General features: G+C 53.6%; 21 protein-coding genes and 3 tRNA genes. 2 read left to right on the top strand and 22 right to left on the bottom strand.

Annotation, left to right across the window (positions count from 1 at the left end; all coding sequences use genetic code 11):
• From Q7K71_04345 to sucC, 8 genes are all read right to left on the bottom strand, one after another.
• Positions 1-1,326 (bottom strand): NADH-quinone oxidoreductase subunit D, encoded by a 1,326-nt coding sequence (locus Q7K71_04345; protein ID MDO8675328.1) that lies wholly within the window; start codon positions 1,324-1,326, stop codon positions 1-3.
• Entirely contained in the window at positions 1,326-1,859 is a 534-nt protein-coding gene (locus Q7K71_04340) for an NADH-quinone oxidoreductase subunit C (GenBank protein MDO8675327.1), read from the bottom strand. Before Q7K71_04340 ends, Q7K71_04345 begins: the two co-directional genes overlap by 1 nt.
• Positions 1,856-2,422, bottom strand: a complete 567-nt coding sequence (gene nuoB / locus Q7K71_04335; GenBank protein ID MDO8675326.1) for an NADH-quinone oxidoreductase subunit NuoB — start codon at positions 2,420-2,422, stop codon at positions 1,856-1,858. Before nuoB ends, Q7K71_04340 begins: the two co-directional genes overlap by 4 nt.
• 4 nt (positions 2,423-2,426) lie before the next feature.
• Positions 2,427-2,780, bottom strand: coding sequence for an NADH-quinone oxidoreductase subunit A (locus tag Q7K71_04330; GenBank protein MDO8675325.1), 354 nt, complete (start codon positions 2,778-2,780; stop codon positions 2,427-2,429).
• Between the two features lie 77 nt (positions 2,781-2,857).
• On the bottom strand, positions 2,858-3,955 hold the full coding sequence (locus tag Q7K71_04325) for an AAA family ATPase (protein MDO8675324.1): 1,098 nt from the start codon (positions 3,953-3,955) through the stop codon (positions 2,858-2,860).
• A complete protein-coding gene (locus tag Q7K71_04320; protein MDO8675323.1) occupies positions 3,952-5,235 on the bottom strand; it encodes an ATP-binding protein in 1,284 nt (427 codons plus the stop codon). The genes Q7K71_04325 and Q7K71_04320 overlap by 4 nt, the downstream gene beginning before the upstream one ends.
• A 51-nt stretch (positions 5,236-5,286) precedes the next feature.
• A complete protein-coding gene (gene sucD, locus Q7K71_04315; GenBank protein ID MDO8675322.1) occupies positions 5,287-6,156 on the bottom strand; it encodes a succinate--CoA ligase subunit alpha in 870 nt (289 codons plus the stop codon).
• 58 nt (positions 6,157-6,214) lie between these two features.
• Positions 6,215-7,345, bottom strand: a complete 1,131-nt coding sequence (gene sucC / locus Q7K71_04310) for an ADP-forming succinate--CoA ligase subunit beta (GenBank protein ID MDO8675321.1) — start codon at positions 7,343-7,345, stop codon at positions 6,215-6,217.
• Positions 7,346-7,509: 164 nt separating this feature from the next.
• Between sucC and Q7K71_04305 the strand changes: the two genes are divergently transcribed.
• The gene (locus Q7K71_04305) at positions 7,510-9,159 is read left to right on the top strand and encodes a tetratricopeptide repeat protein (protein ID MDO8675320.1); all 1,650 of its coding nucleotides are present in this window, start codon (positions 7,510-7,512) and stop codon (positions 9,157-9,159) included.
• Here Q7K71_04305 and Q7K71_04300 read toward each other — a convergent pair.
• Positions 9,137-9,796, bottom strand: a complete 660-nt coding sequence (locus tag Q7K71_04300) for a hypothetical protein (protein MDO8675319.1) — start codon at positions 9,794-9,796, stop codon at positions 9,137-9,139. The genes Q7K71_04305 and Q7K71_04300 overlap by 23 nt on opposite strands.
• Before the next feature lie 53 nt (positions 9,797-9,849).
• Between Q7K71_04300 and Q7K71_04295 the strand changes: the two genes are divergently transcribed.
• Positions 9,850-10,488: a DedA family protein gene (locus Q7K71_04295; protein MDO8675318.1), complete on the top strand. Its 639-nt coding sequence runs from the start codon at positions 9,850-9,852 to the stop codon at positions 10,486-10,488.
• Here the strand turns inward: Q7K71_04295 and Q7K71_04290 are convergent.
• The 13 genes from Q7K71_04290 to Q7K71_04230 all read right to left on the bottom strand — a co-directional run bounded on the left by Q7K71_04290 (position 10,470) and on the right by Q7K71_04230 (position 17,856).
• On the bottom strand, positions 10,470-11,294 hold the full coding sequence (locus Q7K71_04290; protein MDO8675317.1) for an FTR1 family protein: 825 nt from the start codon (positions 11,292-11,294) through the stop codon (positions 10,470-10,472). The two genes, Q7K71_04295 and Q7K71_04290, sit on opposite strands and share 19 nt — an antisense overlap.
• Before the next feature lies 1 nt (position 11,295).
• Positions 11,296-12,684: an HD domain-containing protein gene (locus Q7K71_04285; GenBank protein ID MDO8675316.1), complete on the bottom strand. Its 1,389-nt coding sequence runs from the start codon at positions 12,682-12,684 to the stop codon at positions 11,296-11,298.
• A gap of 27 nt (positions 12,685-12,711) precedes the next feature.
• Positions 12,712-13,317: a hypothetical protein gene (locus Q7K71_04280; protein ID MDO8675315.1), complete on the bottom strand. Its 606-nt coding sequence runs from the start codon at positions 13,315-13,317 to the stop codon at positions 12,712-12,714.
• Between the two features lie 9 nt (positions 13,318-13,326).
• Positions 13,327-13,400 (bottom strand) — tRNA-Val (locus Q7K71_04275).
• A gap of 10 nt (positions 13,401-13,410) precedes the next feature.
• Positions 13,411-13,494: transfer RNA gene (locus Q7K71_04270), tRNA-Leu, on the bottom strand.
• Positions 13,495-13,500: 6 nt separating this feature from the next.
• Positions 13,501-13,575 (bottom strand) — tRNA-Cys (locus Q7K71_04265).
• A gap of 2 nt (positions 13,576-13,577) precedes the next feature.
• Complete coding sequence (locus tag Q7K71_04260) at positions 13,578-14,114, bottom strand: flavoprotein (protein ID MDO8675314.1); 537 nt, start codon at positions 14,112-14,114, stop codon at positions 13,578-13,580.
• The gene (gene rpoZ, locus Q7K71_04255; protein ID MDO8675313.1) at positions 14,114-14,353 is read right to left on the bottom strand and encodes a DNA-directed RNA polymerase subunit omega; all 240 of its coding nucleotides are present in this window, start codon (positions 14,351-14,353) and stop codon (positions 14,114-14,116) included. The genes Q7K71_04260 and rpoZ overlap by 1 nt, the downstream gene beginning before the upstream one ends.
• A gap of 115 nt (positions 14,354-14,468) precedes the next feature.
• The gene (gmk, locus tag Q7K71_04250) at positions 14,469-15,083 is read right to left on the bottom strand and encodes a guanylate kinase (GenBank protein MDO8675312.1); all 615 of its coding nucleotides are present in this window, start codon (positions 15,081-15,083) and stop codon (positions 14,469-14,471) included.
• Positions 15,073-15,894: a YicC/YloC family endoribonuclease gene (locus Q7K71_04245; protein MDO8675311.1), complete on the bottom strand. Its 822-nt coding sequence runs from the start codon at positions 15,892-15,894 to the stop codon at positions 15,073-15,075. Before Q7K71_04245 ends, gmk begins: the two co-directional genes overlap by 11 nt.
• A 16-nt stretch (positions 15,895-15,910) precedes the next feature.
• Positions 15,911-16,771: a ParB/RepB/Spo0J family partition protein gene (locus tag Q7K71_04240; protein ID MDO8675310.1), complete on the bottom strand. Its 861-nt coding sequence runs from the start codon at positions 16,769-16,771 to the stop codon at positions 15,911-15,913.
• A 106-nt stretch (positions 16,772-16,877) separates the two neighbouring features.
• Entirely contained in the window at positions 16,878-17,645 is a 768-nt protein-coding gene (locus Q7K71_04235; GenBank protein ID MDO8675309.1) for an AAA family ATPase, read from the bottom strand.
• Between the two features lie 22 nt (positions 17,646-17,667).
• A complete protein-coding gene (locus Q7K71_04230; protein MDO8675308.1) occupies positions 17,668-17,856 on the bottom strand; it encodes a Jag N-terminal domain-containing protein in 189 nt (62 codons plus the stop codon).
• Between the last annotated feature and the right edge of the window lies 1 nt (position 17,857).

Genomic DNA, 17,857 nt, shown 5'->3' with positions numbered 1-17,857 from the left:
TTATCTATCCAGCTCGCCCGCGATCATGTTGACGGACCCGAATGTGGAGACCATGTCTGCCATCATGCCGCCGACCAGACATTTGGGCAGCGCGGCCATGATCGGGAAACACGGCGGATGGACGCGCACCCTCCAGGGAAGGTCCCTGCCGTCACTGACAATATAAAATCCCAATTCTCCATTGGCCCCTTCCACGGGGAAATAAACCTCTCCGACGGGAGGACGGATCCCGTGGCCATACATGACCAGCTTAAAGTGGTTCATCAAACCCTCAATATTGCCGTAGGTATTTTCTTTGGCGGGCAGGACAACGTCTTTTTGATCCGCGTTGATGGCATCGTGATATCTCTTTGTCCCTCCCTGCAACGTGGGATCCAGATCAACCTCATCTTCAATGAGATCTTCGGTTTGTCCCATCTTGGCGCGGTCAACCATCTGGGCGGCAGGGACCAAACAGCCCGTTAACTCGCCGGAAACGGCCCCATCGGGGATCTGCTGGAAGCATTGCTCGATCATCCGCAAGCTTTGCTCCATCTCTGCCATGCGGACAAAATAACGGTCCAGATTGTCCCCCGTGGTCCCGGTGGGGACTTCAAAATCCAGGCGGTCATAGATGAGATACGGATTGGCCTTGCGGACATCATAGGCAACGCCTGTGGACCTTAAGAATGGACCCGTGATCCCGTAGGCGATCGCGTCGTCGGCAGAGATCGTGCCGATGCCCTTCATGCGGTCAAAAAAAATGCGGTTGCGGGTCAATAGCTCATCCACCTCAATGAGGACTTTGCGGACGTCCGCGATCTTCTGGAAGGCCTTGTCAACGAAGCCCGCGGTCAGATCGGCCTTGACCCCGCCGATACGGACATAAGAAATGGTCAGACGGGCGCCGGTGATCTCTTCCACCAGTTCATACAAATATTCGCGGGCCTTGATCATATACAAAAACACCGACATGGCCCCCAGCTCCATGGCGGAAGCGCCGATGCAGGTCAGATGGTCGGTGACGCGCGAGATCTCGCTCATGATGACGCGGATGTATTTCGCGCGTTCCGGGACATCAATGCCCAGCAATTTCTCAACGGTCATCGCGAAACCGACGTTATTGATAAGCGGAGAAACGTAATTCAGCCGGTCGGTGTAGGGAAAGCACTGGGCGTACATGACCGTTTCGCACATTTTCTCAAAGGCCCGGTGCAGATACCCGATCTCAACGTCCACGCCTTTGATCTTCTCGCCTTCCAATTCCATGATCAAGCGGATGACCCCGTGCATCGCCGGGTGCGAAGGGCCTACGTTCAACAGCATGTTGCGCGTCTGGGTTACCATCAGTTCTGTGGTCCGATCAGCGGTTGACGTTTATTGAACGGATAATCCTTGCGCAGGGCATGCCCCTGGAATTCTTCATACATCAGGATCCGTTTCAAATTCGGGTGGCCTTTGAATTGAATGCCGAACATGTCCCACGCTTCCCGTTCATACCAATCAGCGCTCGGCCAAAGGCCTGTCAGCGTATCCACCTCGGGGTCCTTCTCGTCCACAGGGACCTTGATGCGAAGCCGATGGTTATGTTTGAGGGAATAAAAATGATAAACAACTTCAAAACGGAATTCTTTTTGGACCCTTCCGCCGGCGAAAAACAGATAATCCACTGCCGTCAGGTCCATCAGGAAATTGAAATCCAGTTCCGGCGCTGTTTTCAAAAATTTGGCAACGGCCAACAAGGCGCCGGGGCGGATGACAAGCGTTTCGTCCCCCCTGAAAGCATGGGTCTCCACGACCTCCTGTGAAAATTGTTCCTGGACTCTTTGCAAGGGCGTCAATATTCCCTGTTCCTTGGATGTCGTAAGGTTGGGTGTCATGGCGAGGATTCTATGTGTTTGATATGTTGCTCAATGGAATATCCCTGGCTTAATTCGGCAGGCCGGCCTGTTTTGGTGCGCGGGTCATATAAGGTCCTTGACTGCTCCCCTTTTTGGATCTTCTCCTGGAGTTTCATCAAGCCATCAATGACGTTCTCCGGACGAGGAGGACAGCCGGGGATATAAATGTCCACGGGAATGATGGTGTCAATGCCCATGACGGTTGAATAATTGTCGTAAAACCCTCCGGTGCAGGTGCAAACCCCGAAGGCCACCACCCATTTCGGTTCGCACATCTGGTCATGAATGGTCTTTAAGACCGGGGCCATTTTGTGGCTGATCGTCCCGACGACAAAAAGGACGTCCGATTGCCGGGGGGAAAAACGCGGAAAACCCGCGCCGAAACGGTCCACATCATAGTGGGAGGCGGCGGTGGACATATACTCCATGCCGCAGCAGGCCGTAACGAACGGGTATTGGAAAATGGAATACTTGCGCGCCCAACCCAGAGCATCTTTGATCGTCGAAGTCAAGAAACCGGTCGGGGAACTTAAGAAAGACATGTGCTCACCCCCACTCTAATGCTCTTTTTTTCCAAACATACCAGAAACCCAGGGCCACAAACCCCAGGAAAACAGCCATCTCCGCCAGCCCGAAAACACCCAATTCCCTAAACAGGACAGCCCAGGGAAAAAGAAAGACCAGCTCAACGTCAAACACGATAAAAAGCATCGCCACAATATAGAAATGCACCGGCATGTTCCCTCCTGGCAAAGCAAAGGGCTCCATGCCGCATTCAAAGGGCTTTGATTTCGCTTCACTGGGGACTTTGGGACTAAGGAACTTCGGTAAGGTCAGTAAAAGCGCGGCAATGGCCAATGCAGATAGGAAAGCGAATATAATTGCAATATACTCTATCATTTGATTAATTTAAATAATAACGAACGAATAGTCAAGAATTTACTCATAAAGAGGCCCCGCCTATGGCGGGGCAGGGTTTACAGGTTCTCGAGGATCATGTCCACATTGACATGGCCTTTGATCAAGCGGTGGGCTTCATGGATCTTGTCTTTGTCGGTCTTCTGGATCTTGCAGGTGAGGTTTTCAATGGCCGCGGCAATGGTGTAGGTGTCGGCTTCACAGCAAAGCACGGGGATATGGCTGTCCTTAAGGAGGCCCGCGATCTTGTCATCCGGGATAAGCCCTCCGGTCAGGATAAGCCCCGCGACCTTAATATTGCGGCCTTCCTGTAAAAGGTAGGAACTGACCGCCACCAAAATATTGTCCACGCGGTCGCCGGAGGTGATGACCAGGGCCCCCTCGCGCAAATGGCCCATCATATTATGGGGCTCCATGGCCGCGACAATGACGTCATAAACGCGGGCCTGCAAATTTTCCACGCCGGAAAACACTTTCAGGTCCAGACGCTCCTTGATCTGCTCAACCGTGGGCGCGCTCAACAGTTCCGTTTCCGGAATAACGCCCAAAAGCCGTATGCCCTTATTGGCCAGCCCCCTGCCGACGATGTTCTTGATCTTTTCCAGTTTTTCCGGGATGACCTTGTTGACGATAACGCCCAAAACCGGGACCCCGCGCAGGTCAAAGAGGGCCTTGTTGAGCATGATCTCGTCAATGCTGCGGCCGATGCCGCCCTGGGACACGATGATGACGTTGGAACCCAAAAGCGCGGCCACGTCCGCGTTGGAACAGTCAATGACCGCCCCCACGCCCGCGTGGCCGGTGCCCTCAACGATGATGGCGTCTTTGCCTTTGGTCAGAGTGTGGAACGACTTTAAGATCTTTTCCTGGAGGACTTCCTTTTGGGGATTGAGGATGTATTTCTCGGTGTAGCCGCGGCCCACGGTGATGGGGCTCATGTCATTGATGCGTTTGGCGCAGTGATAGACCTCGCCGATGAGGTAGGAATCCTTGTCCACCGGCGCGCCGCCGATGGAAACGGTTTCCTGGCCGACGGGCTTCATGAACGCGGTGCGGATCTTGCGTTCCTGAAAATTTTTATACAGCCCCAGCGCCAGGGTGGTCTTGCCCGCGTTCTGATGGATGGCGGAAATAAAAATATTTTTAAGTTTTTTCATGCCCTGATCGTCCCCTTTTCCGCGTTCCCACAAAGTGAATACGGAAGGACAAGAACATCCTTAGAATAAAAATACGGCTCTTCAACGGAAGCAACCAGGACACCAATGCCGCATTGTTTTGGGTAGGCTTCACGAAAAGCCGTAAGACCGCGGATGTCTGCGGAAGTGATCTTTGCTTTACATTTGATCTCAACCGGCCAGAGAATCCCATCCCGCTCTATCACTAAATCCACTTCAGCGCCGCTGTGCGCGCGCCAATGAAAAAAATTGACCGGCGAAACAACAGCGGAAAACATCCTCTTGATCTCTAAGACAACGTGTGTCTCAAATATAGCCCCCAAGAATGGCTGTGTAGCGAGCGCCTCCGGGGATGAAACACGGGTGAGATAACAAGCTAATCCCGTGTCGGTGAGGTAGCCTTTGCCTTTATTGCTCAAACGCTTAACCAAATTTCCGTGATAAGGCGGAAGTTCGAACCATTGATAAGTCGCTTTTAAGATGTTCAGCCACCGCGAAGCGGTTTGCGGGGTGATCCCCAACTCCCTGCCCAGATGGCTATAATTGACTTCCTGCGCTGTCAACGCGGCAGCAAGGCCAAAGAATCGGCTGAATGTTTGCTGATCGGAGACCTCCGCGATAACGCGGATGTCCCGCTCCACATAGGTGCGGATATATGACTGAAAATAATCCGCCAATAGATCATCCGGCAGGTCTAAAGTCCCCGGATAACCGCCTCTCCAAAGCATTTTAAAAAGATTCCCACGCGCTTGCACGGCGCCGGAACGTCTCAATTGATCCAATGAAACCGCCCCCTTGCCCGCGCGCAGTATTTCCTCAAACCAAAAACACAATGCGGGACTGAATTTCCCAAGGCGTTCCGGGACGCTCATGGCATCCATATCAACAATGGCCACGCGGCCGGCCATGCTCTCGCTGATGGACTTAATCACAGAGAGATTTTGCGATCCGGTCAAGAAAAACTGCCCCGGCGTGCGATCTTGATCGATCTTCTTTTTGATAATGGGCAGCAATTCCGGCGAATATTGGATCTCATCGAGGATCAGCGGGGTTTTGTTTTGCTGAAGGAAAAATTCCGGATCCCGGCGCGCGCCAAGGTCATCGGTCACCGGATCAAAAACGATATGCCGGGCATTTTTCCCGAAAAGGTAAGCCAGAAGAGTGCTCTTGCCAACCTGGCGGGCGCCGGTAACAACGATCACAGGGAAATGTTCTTTTAATTTTTTAAGCTTGGATTCAATGATCCTGTGGCGATATTTCATACTTGAATTATAGTGTTACCATCATCAAAAATCAAGCAAAATATCAGTGGGTTATTTGATCTTCGCCAGGAGGGCTTGGGGAATTTCGTCGGGGAAATCAATGACGGTGACGCCGGCGTCTTTGAGCATCTGCATCTTGGCCTCGGCCGTGCTGTCGCCCGAGGAAATGATGGCGCCGGCATGGCCCATGCGCTTGCCCGCGGGCGCGGTGCGCCCGACGATAAAGGCCACCACCGGTTTAGTAACATGGTCTTTGATGAACTGCGCGGCCGTTTGTTCGTCGTCGCCGCCGATCTCGCCGACCATGACGATGGCGCCGGTGTCCGGGTCTTCCTGGAACATCTTGAGCGCCTCTACGAAACGCGTGCCGATGATGGGGTCTCCCCCCAGGCCAACGCAGGTGCTCTGGCCCATGTCATTGGCGGAAAGGTTGAAAACAACCTCATAGGTCAGCGTGCCGCTGCGCGACACGACCCCGACATTACCCGGCTTGTGGATGTGTCCGGGCATAATGCCGATCTTGCATTTTCCCGGCGAGATAAGCCCCGGGCAGTTGGGGCCGATCAGCCGCGAATGACTGCCGACTAAGGCCTTTTTGACCTCCACCATGTCTAAGACCGGGATCCCTTCGGTGATGCAGACGATCAGATCAATGCCCGCGGCAATGTCCTCAAGCATGGCGTCTTTGGCAAATTTGGCCGGCACATAAATGACCGCGGCATCACAGCCGGTCTTGTCCTTGGCCTCTTTGACGGAATTAAAGACCGGAATGCCCTGCACGTCCTGGCCGCCTTTGCCCGGGGTCACGCCGCCGACGACCTTGGTCCCGTATTCCAGCATTTGTTTGGCGTGAAAAGAGCCGTCACGGCCGGTGATGCCTTGGACAATGACACGCGTGTTTTGATCGATTAAAATGGACATATTATTTGTACGGGCGAATCTTGTATTCGCCCTTTTAGGGCGATCACAAGGATCGCCCCTACTTTGCTAATTTTACCGCTTCCATGACCGCCTGACGCATGGACGTGAACGGGTTCAGCCCTGACTTGCTCAATATCTCCCTGGCCTCGCGCTCATTGGTGCCGGTCAGGCGCACGACCAAAGGCACGGGAATTTTGATCTGCTTGCGCGCGGCCAAAATGCCGTTGGCGATGTCGTCGCAGCGGGTGATGCCGCCGAAAATATTCATCAGGACGACCTTGACGTCTTTGTTGCGCAAAATGATCTTGAACGCGCTCAAGACCTTTTCGGGATTGGAACTGCCGCCGACGTCCAGAAAATTGGCCGGCTGTCCGCCCAAAAGTTTGATGGCATCCATGGTGCCCATGGCCAGGCCCGCGCCGTTGACGATGCACCCCACATTGCCTTCCAGTTTGACGAAGCTCAAGCCCTTTTCCTTGGCCTCCATCTCGTCCGCGTCGTCGTATTGGAGATCGCGCAGGCCGCGGATCTTTTCCTGACGGAAAAGCGCGTTGTCGTCAATGATGATCTTGGCGTCCGCGGCCATCCAATTGCCCTCTCTGTTGATGACAAACGGGTTGATCTCCGCCAGCGAGCAGTCCTTTTCAAAAAAAAGTTTCAGGAGCCGGGCAATGATCACCGTGGCGCTTTGCTGCAGGCGGACGTCGGAAAACAATTGCGCCGCGACCAGGGCCCAGCGGGATTCATCCAGGGTCTTTTGCCCCTGCGTATAAAACTTCAATATTTTCTCAGGACTGGTCCTGGCGGTCTCTTCAATGTCCACCCCGCCGTCAGCCGAGGCAATGATGACCGCGTCACCCCTGACATTGTCAATGGTCACCGCGACATAATACTCTTTTTTGATGTCAATGGCTTTGGCCACCAGCAGACGGTCAACGCTATAGCCCTTGATGGTCAAATTTTTAATGCGGTTGAATTCTAAGATCAGGGACGCTTCATCGGCAACGACCTTCACCCCGCCGGCCTTGCCCCGGCCGCCGACCAAGACCTGGGCCTTGACCACGACGGGAAACCCGGTCTTGCGGGCAATGGCCACGGCCTCCTGCGATGTGGCGGCAACGTCCCCAGTCGCAGTCGGAATACCATACTCGGTAAATAAGCTTCTTGCTTGGTATTCATGAATTTTCATACAACCCCTCCGCCATCGAAGGAACAGGGAATATTGGGAATGCCGTATTCAGCGAATAAATCTCTGGCTTGATATTCGTGGATCTTCATGAGATTTTTAAATATATCACGATTTGCCCATTTTACGGTATAAAAATTACCGTTTTGCAGTAAAATAAATGACCGATGAAGATCAACAACCCCCGCACGTTCACCCTCCTTGCCGTGACCCTTCTGGTCATCGTCGGCGCGTGCGCCTACATCAACTGCCTGCCCAATGCCATGTTCTGGGATGACGACGATTTCATCCTCAAGAACAGGTTCATCAAGGAGTGGCGCCATTTCCCTGAATTCTTCACCCAAAACCTGGTGGCCGGCTCTTATCTGGTCAGCAATTACTGGCGTCCGCTGTTATTGACCGTCTTTGCGGCCGAATGGCATTGGTGGCAGAATTGGGTGTACGGATGGCACGCCATCAGTGTCGGGGCGCATATTGGCGCTGGCATCACGCTGTATTTTTTGTTAAACCGGCTTTTCGGCCGCCGGGCGCTTTCACTGATCACGGCCGTGCTTTTTGTCGCCCATCCGGTCCATAACGAAGCCGTTGTCTACGTCAACAGTCTGGGCGATTCCCTGGCTTCGGTCTTCATTTTCAGCGGCCTCATCCTTTACGTCCGGTTCCGCCAGTCAAAGGTCAGCGCGTTTTTAAGCCCCCCCTATTACCTGGGCCTCCTGATGCTCCCTCTGGGCATCATGTCCAAGGAAACCGGTTTTGTCCTGGCCGCGCTTATTCCTTTCACCGACTTCCTGCTTTTAAACAGCGGCTCTTTTTTCAAACGCTTGTCGCGGACCTTGACGACGTGCTGGCCTTTTTTAGTCCTCGCTGTTGTCTACGTCATCTTGCGCGCCACGGTCCTGAACTTCTCAAACAGTTTTAACTTTTACAACGCGGACAACGCGTTCACGACGGACATGGGCTTGCGGCTGTTGACCTTCTTTAAAGCCATGAGCCAATACGCCGGATTTTTATTTTTCCCCCACGACCTGCGCGTGGAACGCCAGCTGCCCTGGGCCCAGTCCTTCTTCGAGCCCGACGTTCTTTTCGGCGGAGCTTTGGTTGCTGGAATGCTTTGGGCGGGGTTACGATGCTGGCAAAAAAAGCCCCTGGTCAGTTACGGCATCGGTTGGTTTTTCATCGCCATCGCCCCCGCATCCAACGTGCTTGTGCCCATCAACGCCGTCTTGTATGAACATTTTTTATACCTGCCCATGATCGGCGTGGTGTTGATCGTCGTGGACGCGGCCATGGAATGGGGGCGCCGGAAAAATTTGGGGCCGACCCTCCTGAAGGTCCTAGTCCTTGTGCTCATCATTTTTATCGGCATTAATGTACGCCGTAACCTGGACTGGCGCACGTCCATCATATTTTATGAAAAACTGGTCAAGACGGCGCCGGACAGCTACCGTGTCATTAATAATCTGGGGATGGAATACGCCAACAAAGGCATTCATGACAAGGCCGAGACGATCTACCTCAAAGCCATTGCCCTGAACCCGGAAAATCCCGTGGCCTATCACAATATCGCCGGAACGTACCGCGACACCGGGCGCACGGCGCTGGCCCTTGAAAATTTCAAAAAGGCCATTGCCCTGGATCCAAGATTTATCTTTTCCTACCGGTCGCTGGCACAATTGTATTTTCAATTGGGGAATTGGGAAGAGGCAAAAAAATATCTTGAAGTCGTGGCGCGCTCCGACCCCGAGGACCAAAGCGTCCAGCAGGCCCTGCGGATGATCAATGAAGCGCTGCGGGCTAAAGCACGCGCTCTCCCCTGACAATGTCCGGCAGGGGTTTTGTGTCAATGCGCAGGCCGCCGTCGTGTTCGATCCTGATGGTATAAAAATATCCCGGGATAAAAACAGCCCCCGGCGCCTCGATCTGCACGTTCTTGATGCCCGCCTTGTCCGCGGCTTCTTTGTCAAACGCGTAATCCCAAAAACGCCGCCAAAACCCTTGTTCGGCCGCATCGCTCTTGTCCGTAATTTTATATCCGCCGGGGACCTCATTCAAATACGTGATCGGGTATTCTTTGGTCTTTTCGCCGTCGAGCATGAAGGCCTTCCAGAAAAGATACACGCTTTTTCCTTTTAGGGCGTTGCCCGCGGCCACGAAACGGTCATCAAAACGCACCACCAGCGACTGGAATTGGATGACATTGCCGGGGAAGGTGAAATATTTGGACGCGAGCGGACGGCCGCGGGTGTCGTATTCTAAAAACTTGATCGTCGTAAAATTCTTTTTCAGCTCCTCGTTATAGTTGACCCCGACCACCAGGACTTCGGCCGCGCGCGAATCCGCCTCAAGGCGGGCAATGATCTCCCGCAGGACCTTCTGCTCGTAAAAATGCTGGGCCAGCCAGGCGCCCGCCGTGACCACAATAAGAATGATGACAATGTATTTAAATTTTTTCATGGCACAGGCCCCTGGCTTTGGTTATGATTCTCTTGGTCATTATAGGAGAATTTGTGGACATCATCAAACAATGCCTGGATTTTTTCATCCATCTGGACGCCTACATCGGTGCCATCGCCGCTGCTTGGGGGATCTGGACCTACGCCCTGCTTTTTTTGATCATCTTTTGCGAAACAGGGCTGGTGGTCCTGCCGTTATTGCCGGGCGATTCCCTGTTGTTCGTGCTGGGGGCCCTGGCCGCCAAGGGCGTTCTACGCATGGACATTCTCTGGGTGCTGTTGGCTGTTGCCGCGGTTTTGGGCGATGCCGTCAACTATTATATCGGCGCCTGGTGCGCCACAAAAATATTCAGTGATCGCCACGTCCGTTTCCTTAAAACGGAACATCTGGAAAAAACCAAGAAATTCTACGCGAAATACGGCAATAAAACGATCATCCTGGCGCGTTTTTTGCCCATCATCCGCACCTTTGCCCCGTTTTTGGCCGGCGTCGGGGCCATGCCCTACCGCCGCTTTGCCCTTTACAACATCACGGGCGGCATCCTATGGGTCAGCGTCGGATTGGGCGCCGGCTATCTGTTCGGGGGCCTTGCCTTTGTCGCGAAAAACTTTTCTTGGGTCGTCCTGGGCATCGTCGTGATCTCCATGATCCCCGCAATCTGGGAATATATCAATCACCGAACGAGGGGTTGAGGCGAGCGATGGCGGCCGCAGATATTTAAAAAAGTCCCCAACGTCAACAGGGTCAGGCCGTACATCAAAATTTGCATCCCCGACGGGCGCGCGGTATAGCCCGTCAGCACGCCCAACACCCGTCCTGCCATGCTCTCCTGGGACATGATCCGTGTGGTGTCCCAGATGACCGGAATGATCTCAGGCACCTTGCCCGCCGCCGTCAGATAACCAAAAGCGTGGGACACCATGCCCGCCGTCAGCAGGATCAGCATCCAGCTGGTCACCCCGAAGATCTGCCTCGTCGGAACTTTCATGAGCCCATAATAAATGATGAGGCCGAGGATCGCGCCGGCACAGCCCCCGATGAAAAATCCGACGCCAAGATCGAACACCTTGCCGCCCGTGACCAAAGCGCTGTAGATGAACATGACGATCTCTGAACCCTCCCTTAAAACGGAGAGCCCGACGACCACGGCCAGCGTATAGATGGGCTTTTCCTTTTTGGTGACCGCCTGTCCGATCTCCTTGAACTCCCTGGTCAACTCGTGGGCGTGACGGGCCATCCAGATGACTGTCCAGCCGATCAAGGCGGCCGCTGTCAGAAGAATGGCGGCGTTCATCACTTCCTGCCCCATGCCCTGGAAGGCCTGAGAGATGCGGTCGGCAAAAAATGCGACGAGCGCCGACCCTCCGACCCCGCCGAAAAACCCCACCCATACCCATTGGGTGCGCTTGGCAAGCCCACGGGTGGCGGCCATCAGGATGCCGAGGATCAGCGCAATTTCTAAAACTTCCCGGAAAATGATCAGGGCAATGGCGAACATGTCAAAGGACCTCGGGCTCTTCGGCCAGAACTTTCAGGAAAGCGTCCACCACATCGGGGCGGAACTGTGTGCCGCGGTTCTTGACCAATTGCTCAACGGCCGCTTCGCGGGGCAGGGCCTTGCGGTAAGAGCGGGTGGACGTCATGGCATCGTAACTATCGGCAACGGTGACGATGGCGACCAAAAGCGGGATCTGCTCGCCCGCCAAGCCGTCGGGATAACCCTGGCCATCAAAACGTTCGTGATGATTGCGGATGACGGCCAGCATGGTCTTGTCCTGCAGAATGGGCTTAAGGATCTGCTCGCCCAGCACCGGGTGCAGTTTAATGGCCTTCCACTCTTCCTCATCGAGCTTCCCGGGCTTGTTCAAAACGCTGTCGCGCACCCCGACCTTGCCGATATCATGCAGAAGCGTAATGTTGCTGAACACTTCCATGATCTGGGGGTCTATGCCCATTTTTGAAGCGATCTTTTGGGAAAAATACGCCACGGATTCGGAATGTCCCAGCGTGTACTGGTCGCGCACTTCCAGGACGGTGACCAAGGACTTGACGGTGTCAAAAAAATAACTGACCAGCTTCTTGCGGGAAACATCCAGGCTTTTGGCCATGGCATTAAAAGAGTCCGCTAATTCGCCGATCTCATCCCCGCGCGTGATCCGCACCTGATGATGCAAATTGCCCTCGGCGATCGTGCGGGTGCCGGCAATGAGCTGGCGGATGGGGGCCACGACGCGCGAAGAGATCAAAAACCCCAGCGCCAGGGCAAAAATAATGCCCGCGGCCAGGGTGATCAGCACCCTGACCATGACCTCTTTTTCCATGGCATAAATGTCGCTGGCCTCAATGTCCACGCCCAAAACAGCGATGGGCCGGCCCAGGGCGTCACGGATGGGCGCGTAACCGGAAAGGGTCTTGCCCCACTCGTCGACCTCCAGCTTCTTGTCGGCGGAAGGCCTGTCAAGGCCGCTCAGCAATTCCGGAAAACGTCCGGCGTTATACGGTTCGCCGGGGCTGGAGGAGCGCTCATGCCGGCCAAAATCCGGGTCCGCCACAAAATGCCAGATATCGGACGCGTCGGTTTTTGTCAGGATATAAACAAATTTGACCTGTTCGTTGGCGGCCTTGATGCGACTTAACTGGTCGATGATGTGCTGGTATTCCGGGGTCTTGACCCCCTCCATGTTGAGGGGGATGTTGCGGACCTCGTTGGCGTCCACGATCAAAGCCGCGGTCTGGGCAATGACCTTGAGCCGCTCGCGGATGCCTTCAAACTGGGACCGGAACGTGAACTGATAAATGAGGATGCCGCTTAAAAAAACAAGGGCCGTCATCGACAGGACGATGGCGGCCGTGGTGCGAAAGGCAAAAGAGTGAAAAATATTTCTCATAAAAATAAATGGACCCGACAAGGCTCCTCAGCCGGGAATGACCAATAATTTTTGAATCAAATCTTCAGTGGAAGAATCCAACCATTGCTTAAACTTCGTATTATGAAATTCTAGCGTTGCAATGCCATGTTGGGACCGCTGGTTATTTCCTTTGCTTCTGGTGTCTGTATGAGGGTATACGGAGACCTTTTGGGGAGCAATATTCAAGAAATCGGACCAATATTTCCGAGCTTCCTCTAAAGAAAATTCTTTATAAACACGAACGTATAAAAATAATCGTTTATCATCAACCTTGCAAACTTCTCTCAGGAAATTCAAAAAAACCTTCAACATACGGTGGTCTAAGTTGGCTATCCGAATAGCATCTTTCCCTTTATTACCCTCAGCCCAATATAGAAGCAATCCGGCGGCCAAGAGTTCTTTCTCTCTGGAAGAAAATCTATCGGGAATAATAAACGGGTCGCCTTGACGATTTTGCTTAATGTAAGCACTATCTCTCCAGGAGCGTCGGGCAATATCAAATTTCTTAAGCCAATAAAAAACTTTTGCGTGCGTAACATTTAATTCGTCGGCCACCTCCATCATGGACAGGCGGCGTTCACAATACAACTCTTTAAGCTTTTGTTCTTGCATAAAATAAAATGGACTCGACAAGGCTCGAACTTGTGACCTTCACGATGTCAACGTGACGCTCTAACCAACTGAGCTACGAGTCCGGATCATTTATGGGCGGGGAGGGACTTGAACCCTCATGACCTTACGGCCACAGGATTTTAAGTCCTGCGCGTATTCCAGTTCCGCCACCCGCCCAATCTTTGGAGGCGACGAGCGGAATCGAACCGCTGAATAGTGGTTTTGCAGACCACTGCCTTACCACTTGGCTACGTCGCCGTTTAGATCTTCAAAACCGCTTTGACGATATCGTCCACGTCGGCCAGGTGACCCACCCCTTCGCTGCCGCAGGCGAGTTTGCCTTTGACCGGCTCAATGAACCGGACGCCGTGTTTCTTCAATTGAGCGCGGTTTTCCTGAACAATGGCGTTGGCATACATCTCATCGTTCATGGCCGGCGCGAGCAGAATGGGTGCCCGCACGGTCATGGCCAAAGCGGACAAAAGGTCGTCCGCGAAACCATGCGCGATCTTGGCCATGATGTTCGCCGTGGCCGGCGCAATGACCAAAACATCGGCTTGGCGGGACAATTCAATGTGCCCCATCCGCCATCCATCAGCGTCGAACATGCTCCCATAAATTTCTTTGCCGGAAAGGACTGACAGGGTCAGAGGCGTGATGAATTGGTTGGCCTCTGCGGTCATGACCACCGTGACGTCGCGGCCTTTTTCCCGCAAACGGCGGATGATGTCCCCTGCTTTATACGCGGCAATGCTGCCGCAAACCCCCAAAACAATTCTTTTTGGTTTCTGGACCATCAGAACCTTTTCTTGGACTTGGCGGCCTTTTCCATTTCCTCGGCGGACTCTTTATCCATGACCTTGCCGGCAAGGATCTCTTCCAGGGCAATGGTGGCCAATTTCTGGTTGCTGGATGTTTTGATCAGGGCCGCGCCTGTTTCGGAAAGTTCCAGCGCCCGCTTGGACGCGAGACGCACCAAACGATAAACCCCCCATTTGGCTCTGGGCAACAATTCTTCCAACGGTTGATACGCCATGTGTACTCCCCTAAATGAGCCCTGCTTATGCGGGGCGAATTTATCTCGAGGCCAAAGGCCGAGAGATCTGAATTTTTGAACCCTTAGTGTATACTATGCCCTTGGGTATTGTCAATCAATGCCCGCAAAGCTCGCCGCGGACAATGCGCTCCAATTGACGGACCGCACGGTCCAATCGTCCATTGACCACCACATGATCATAATGCCTGGCTTCTTTGAGTTCCCGTCCGGCCACCTTGAGACGAACATCCAGGGTCGCACGGTTTTCGGAAGCGCGCTTGGTCAGCCGATCACGCAGCGCTTTCATCGACGGGGTCTTGATAAAAATATTGAGCGCGTCGGGAAATTCTTTTCGCACCACGGCCGCGCCTTTGACGTCAATGCACAAAAGCACGTGCGCCCCCTTGTTCAAAAGCGTCCGCACCTGGCGTCTGGGCGTCCCGTAATAATTGCCGAAAACCTTCTGCCACTCCAAAAAGTGTCCCCGGCGTATTTTATGCTGGAACAGAGCTGGGGTTAAAAACAGATAATCGCGGCCGTGTTTCTCGCCGGGACGACGGGACCTTGTGGTCGCGGAAATGGACTTGACCAAGGCGCCTTTCAGGCGGGGGCTGTCCAGCAGGCGGTTATGGAGCGTGGTTTTTCCTGAACCCGACGGACCGGATATAATAACAATTCTTCCTTGCCTTCGACCTTCGACCTTCGACCTTCGAGCTCTGTTATTCGACATTATTAGCTTGCTCGCGGATCTTTTCCACCTTGCTCTTCAGGGCGATCACCGCCCCCGCGACGTCCTTGTCCTGCACTTTCGAGCCGATGGTGTTGGTTTCCCTTTGCATTTCCTGGGCAATAAAATCCATCTTCTTGCCGGCACCCTCGCTTTGCCTTAAAAGGACCCTGGCCTCGTCGATGTAGTGGGTCAGCCGGGCCAGTTCTTCGTTGATGTCATTGCTCTTTTGATAAGAGGTGAATTCTTCCCGGCTTGAGGTCTTTTTCTTTTCTTTTAAAAGCGCGTTCGAGCGCGCCTTGATCAATACGATCTGCTTGAGCATGCGTTTGAGTTGGCCGCTGATGTCCGCGCACAGGGCCTTGCCTTCGCGGCGGCGCATGGCCACCACCCCGGCCACGGCTTTGGCAAGCCCCTTCTCAACGGCCGGCCAAAGCGTGTGGGCCTCGACGAACATCTCCTTGGTCTCCACCACCCCGGGCAGGCGCAGGATGTCCGCGGCCGACAGCCCGTCGCTGACCTTGAATTCCCTGGCGATCTGGCGGGCGAAACCGCGGTAGCGGGTCACCGCGTCGTGGTTCAGCCGGATGATCATGTGCGGCTTGTCGGTGATCTTGACCGTCACGGTCACCCGCCCCCGGCGGATGCCCTTGGCCACCATCTTGTGGATCTTCTCCTCGAACGACGAAAATCCCGACGGCAAATAAAACGCCACGTCCAGATACCGGTGATTGACGGTCTTGACCTCGACGGAGGCCTTCACCTTGCCCGCCGCCGCTTCGCTTGCCCCAAAACCTGTCATGCCTGTGATCATAGATTTTCCTATTCTTTTATTTACGAAGAACCCCCAAAATACGGTCCAGGTCGTCGAGGGAATAATATTCGATAACCACCCTGCCCTTGTTCTTGCGGTCCTCGACCATGACCCTGGTCCCCAAAATGCGGCTCATTTCCTCCTCAAGGATCTGGATGTCGCGGTCTTTGGACCGGCCCGCTTTCTTCTTTCCCGACGCTGGCGCGCCATGAGATTTGACCAGGGCCTCGGTCTGGCGCACGGAAAGATTTTTAGCAATAATTTTTTGGGCCAATGCCTTCTGGGTCCTCGGGTCTTCAATGCTCAACAGCGCGCGGGCATGTCCGACGGAGATCTTGCCGGCCGCGACCTGTTCCTGGATCTCCAAAGGCAGGCGCAGCAAACGCAGCAGGTTGGTCACCGTGCTGCGGTCTTTGCCGATGGACCCGGCCACGGTTTCCTGGGTGAACTGGAATTCGTCCACCAAACGCTTGAACCCCTGCGCTTCCTCAATGGGATTCAGCTCCTCGCGCTGGATGTTCTCCACCAGGGCCAGGACCAGGGCTTCGCGATCGGTGACGTTTTTAACGATGACCGGGACCTGGTCAAAATTGAGTTTGCGTGCCGCCCTTAACCGCCGCTCACCCGCGATCACTTCATACCCGGAACCCGCTTTGCGGACCAGGATGGGCTGAAGCAGTCCTTTTTCCTTAATAGAAGCGATCAGCTCTGCCAGTTTACCTTCATCATAGTTCTGCCGTGGCTGTAAGCGATTGTCTTTAATAATGGAGGTTTTAAGATATAACACCCCTTCTCCGCCTGAATCTTCCAGACTGGACATTTCTTTCTTCTGCGGGATAAGAGCGGCTAACCCTTTACCCAACGCTTTATTTTCCATTCTGGTTCTCCATACGTTTTTTATCTCTGTAGGGGCCGGCCCCCGTGCCGGCCCAACATTATCCATTTCCGGGCGGGCACAGGGCCCGCCCCTACAAACACATATATTATATATTATTCCATGACAAAAATTCTTGCGCTAATTCTTTATATTTTACCGCTCCGACCGATGTCTCGTCATAATAGTTGATCGGCTTGCCAAAGCTGGGTGCCTCGCTTAAACGGACATTGCGCGGGATAATGGTTTTGTAGACCTTGTCCTTAAAATAATTTTTGACCTCATTAATGACCTCGTTGGTCAAGTTCGTGCGGAAATCCGCCATGGTCATCAAAACCCCCTCCACAGCCAGATCGGCATTAAGCCCGTCCTTGATCAGGCCGATCGTATTCAGGAGCTGGGAAACCCCTTCAAGGGCATAGAATTCACATTGAATAGGGATCAGGATCGAGTCCGCGGCCACCAAGGCATTAAGGGTCAAAAGCCCCAAAGATGGCGGAGAATCAATAAAAATGAAGTCGTAATCGGATCTTACGCTGTCCAGGGCTTTTTTCAGCCTGGTTTCCCTGGAGAGGGCGCCAACCAATTCAATCTCCGCGCCGGTTAAGTTGATATTACAGGGGGCAATATCCAGATTGGAAAATTTGGTCTTCTGAACAATGTCCTTAATGCCGGCTTTGTGGAGTAGAACATCATAAATAGAGGCCTTGATGTCATTCTTATTGACCCCGGACCCGCTCGTGGTGTTGCCCTGGGGGTCCATATCCACCAAAAGGATCCTCTTGCCCAAAACAGCAAGGGCGGCCGAAAGGTTAACCGATGTTGTGGTCTTGCCCGTGCCGCCCTTTTGATTGCAGATCGCTATGGTTTTAGCCATGGGTTTCACGTGAAACGTTCGTCTATTTCTTCAGAGCAACCTTGATCTTAGCTAATTTTGCCCCACGCATTCCAAAAAGACCCTTTTCTTCCTCACAAACCACCTTAACGTCCATTTTTTCCTTAGGGACATGCAATTCGGCCACAGCTTTCTGGATGGCTTCTTCTACCGTAGTTCCCTCAAATTCTTTGGCATTGCCATTGATAACCATA

The sequence above is a fragment of the Candidatus Omnitrophota bacterium genome (assembly GCA_030650275.1).
Lineage (GTDB): Bacteria > Omnitrophota > Gorgyraeia > Zapsychrales > Fredricksoniimonadaceae > JACPXN01.
The sequence above is the reverse complement of the archived record's forward strand: the minus strand, read 5'-3'. Positions and strand labels throughout refer to the sequence as shown.

Coding starts and splice junctions, on each gene's coding strand:
- Q7K71_04345 (MDO8675328.1), bottom strand. CDS start 1,326: ATGGTAACCCAGACGCGCAACATGCTGTTGAACGTAGGCCCTTCGCAC.
- Q7K71_04340 (MDO8675327.1), bottom strand. CDS start 1,859: ATGACACCCAACCTTACGACATCCAAGGAACAGGGAATATTGACGCCC.
- nuoB (MDO8675326.1), bottom strand. CDS start 2,422: ATGTCTTTCTTAAGTTCCCCGACCGGTTTCTTGACTTCGACGATCAAA.
- Q7K71_04330 (MDO8675325.1), bottom strand. CDS start 2,780: ATGATAGAGTATATTGCAATTATATTCGCTTTCCTATCTGCATTGGCC.
- Q7K71_04325 (MDO8675324.1), bottom strand. CDS start 3,955: ATGAAAAAACTTAAAAATATTTTTATTTCCGCCATCCATCAGAACGCG.
- Q7K71_04320 (MDO8675323.1), bottom strand. CDS start 5,235: ATGAAATATCGCCACAGGATCATTGAATCCAAGCTTAAAAAATTAAAA.
- sucD (MDO8675322.1), bottom strand. CDS start 6,156: ATGTCCATTTTAATCGATCAAAACACGCGTGTCATTGTCCAAGGCATC.
- sucC (MDO8675321.1), bottom strand. CDS start 7,345: ATGAAAATTCATGAATACCAAGCAAGAAGCTTATTTACCGAGTATGGT.
- Q7K71_04305 (MDO8675320.1), top strand. CDS start 7,510: ATGAAGATCAACAACCCCCGCACGTTCACCCTCCTTGCCGTGACCCTT.
- Q7K71_04300 (MDO8675319.1), bottom strand. CDS start 9,796: ATGAAAAAATTTAAATACATTGTCATCATTCTTATTGTGGTCACGGCG.
- Q7K71_04290 (MDO8675317.1), bottom strand. CDS start 11,294: ATGTTCGCCATTGCCCTGATCATTTTCCGGGAAGTTTTAGAAATTGCG.
- Q7K71_04285 (MDO8675316.1), bottom strand. CDS start 12,684: ATGAGAAATATTTTTCACTCTTTTGCCTTTCGCACCACGGCCGCCATC.
- Q7K71_04280 (MDO8675315.1), bottom strand. CDS start 13,317: ATGCAAGAACAAAAGCTTAAAGAGTTGTATTGTGAACGCCGCCTGTCC.
- Q7K71_04260 (MDO8675314.1), bottom strand. CDS start 14,114: ATGGTCCAGAAACCAAAAAGAATTGTTTTGGGGGTTTGCGGCAGCATT.
- rpoZ (MDO8675313.1), bottom strand. CDS start 14,353: ATGGCGTATCAACCGTTGGAAGAATTGTTGCCCAGAGCCAAATGGGGG.
- gmk (MDO8675312.1), bottom strand. CDS start 15,083: ATGTCGAATAACAGAGCTCGAAGGTCGAAGGTCGAAGGTCGAAGGCAA.
- Q7K71_04245 (MDO8675311.1), bottom strand. CDS start 15,894: ATGATCACAGGCATGACAGGTTTTGGGGCAAGCGAAGCGGCGGCGGGC.
- Q7K71_04240 (MDO8675310.1), bottom strand. CDS start 16,771: ATGGAAAATAAAGCGTTGGGTAAAGGGTTAGCCGCTCTTATCCCGCAG.
- Q7K71_04235 (MDO8675309.1), bottom strand. CDS start 17,645: ATGGCTAAAACCATAGCGATCTGCAATCAAAAGGGCGGCACGGGCAAG.
- Q7K71_04230 (MDO8675308.1), bottom strand. CDS start 17,856: ATGGTTATCAATGGCAATGCCAAAGAATTTGAGGGAACTACGGTAGAA.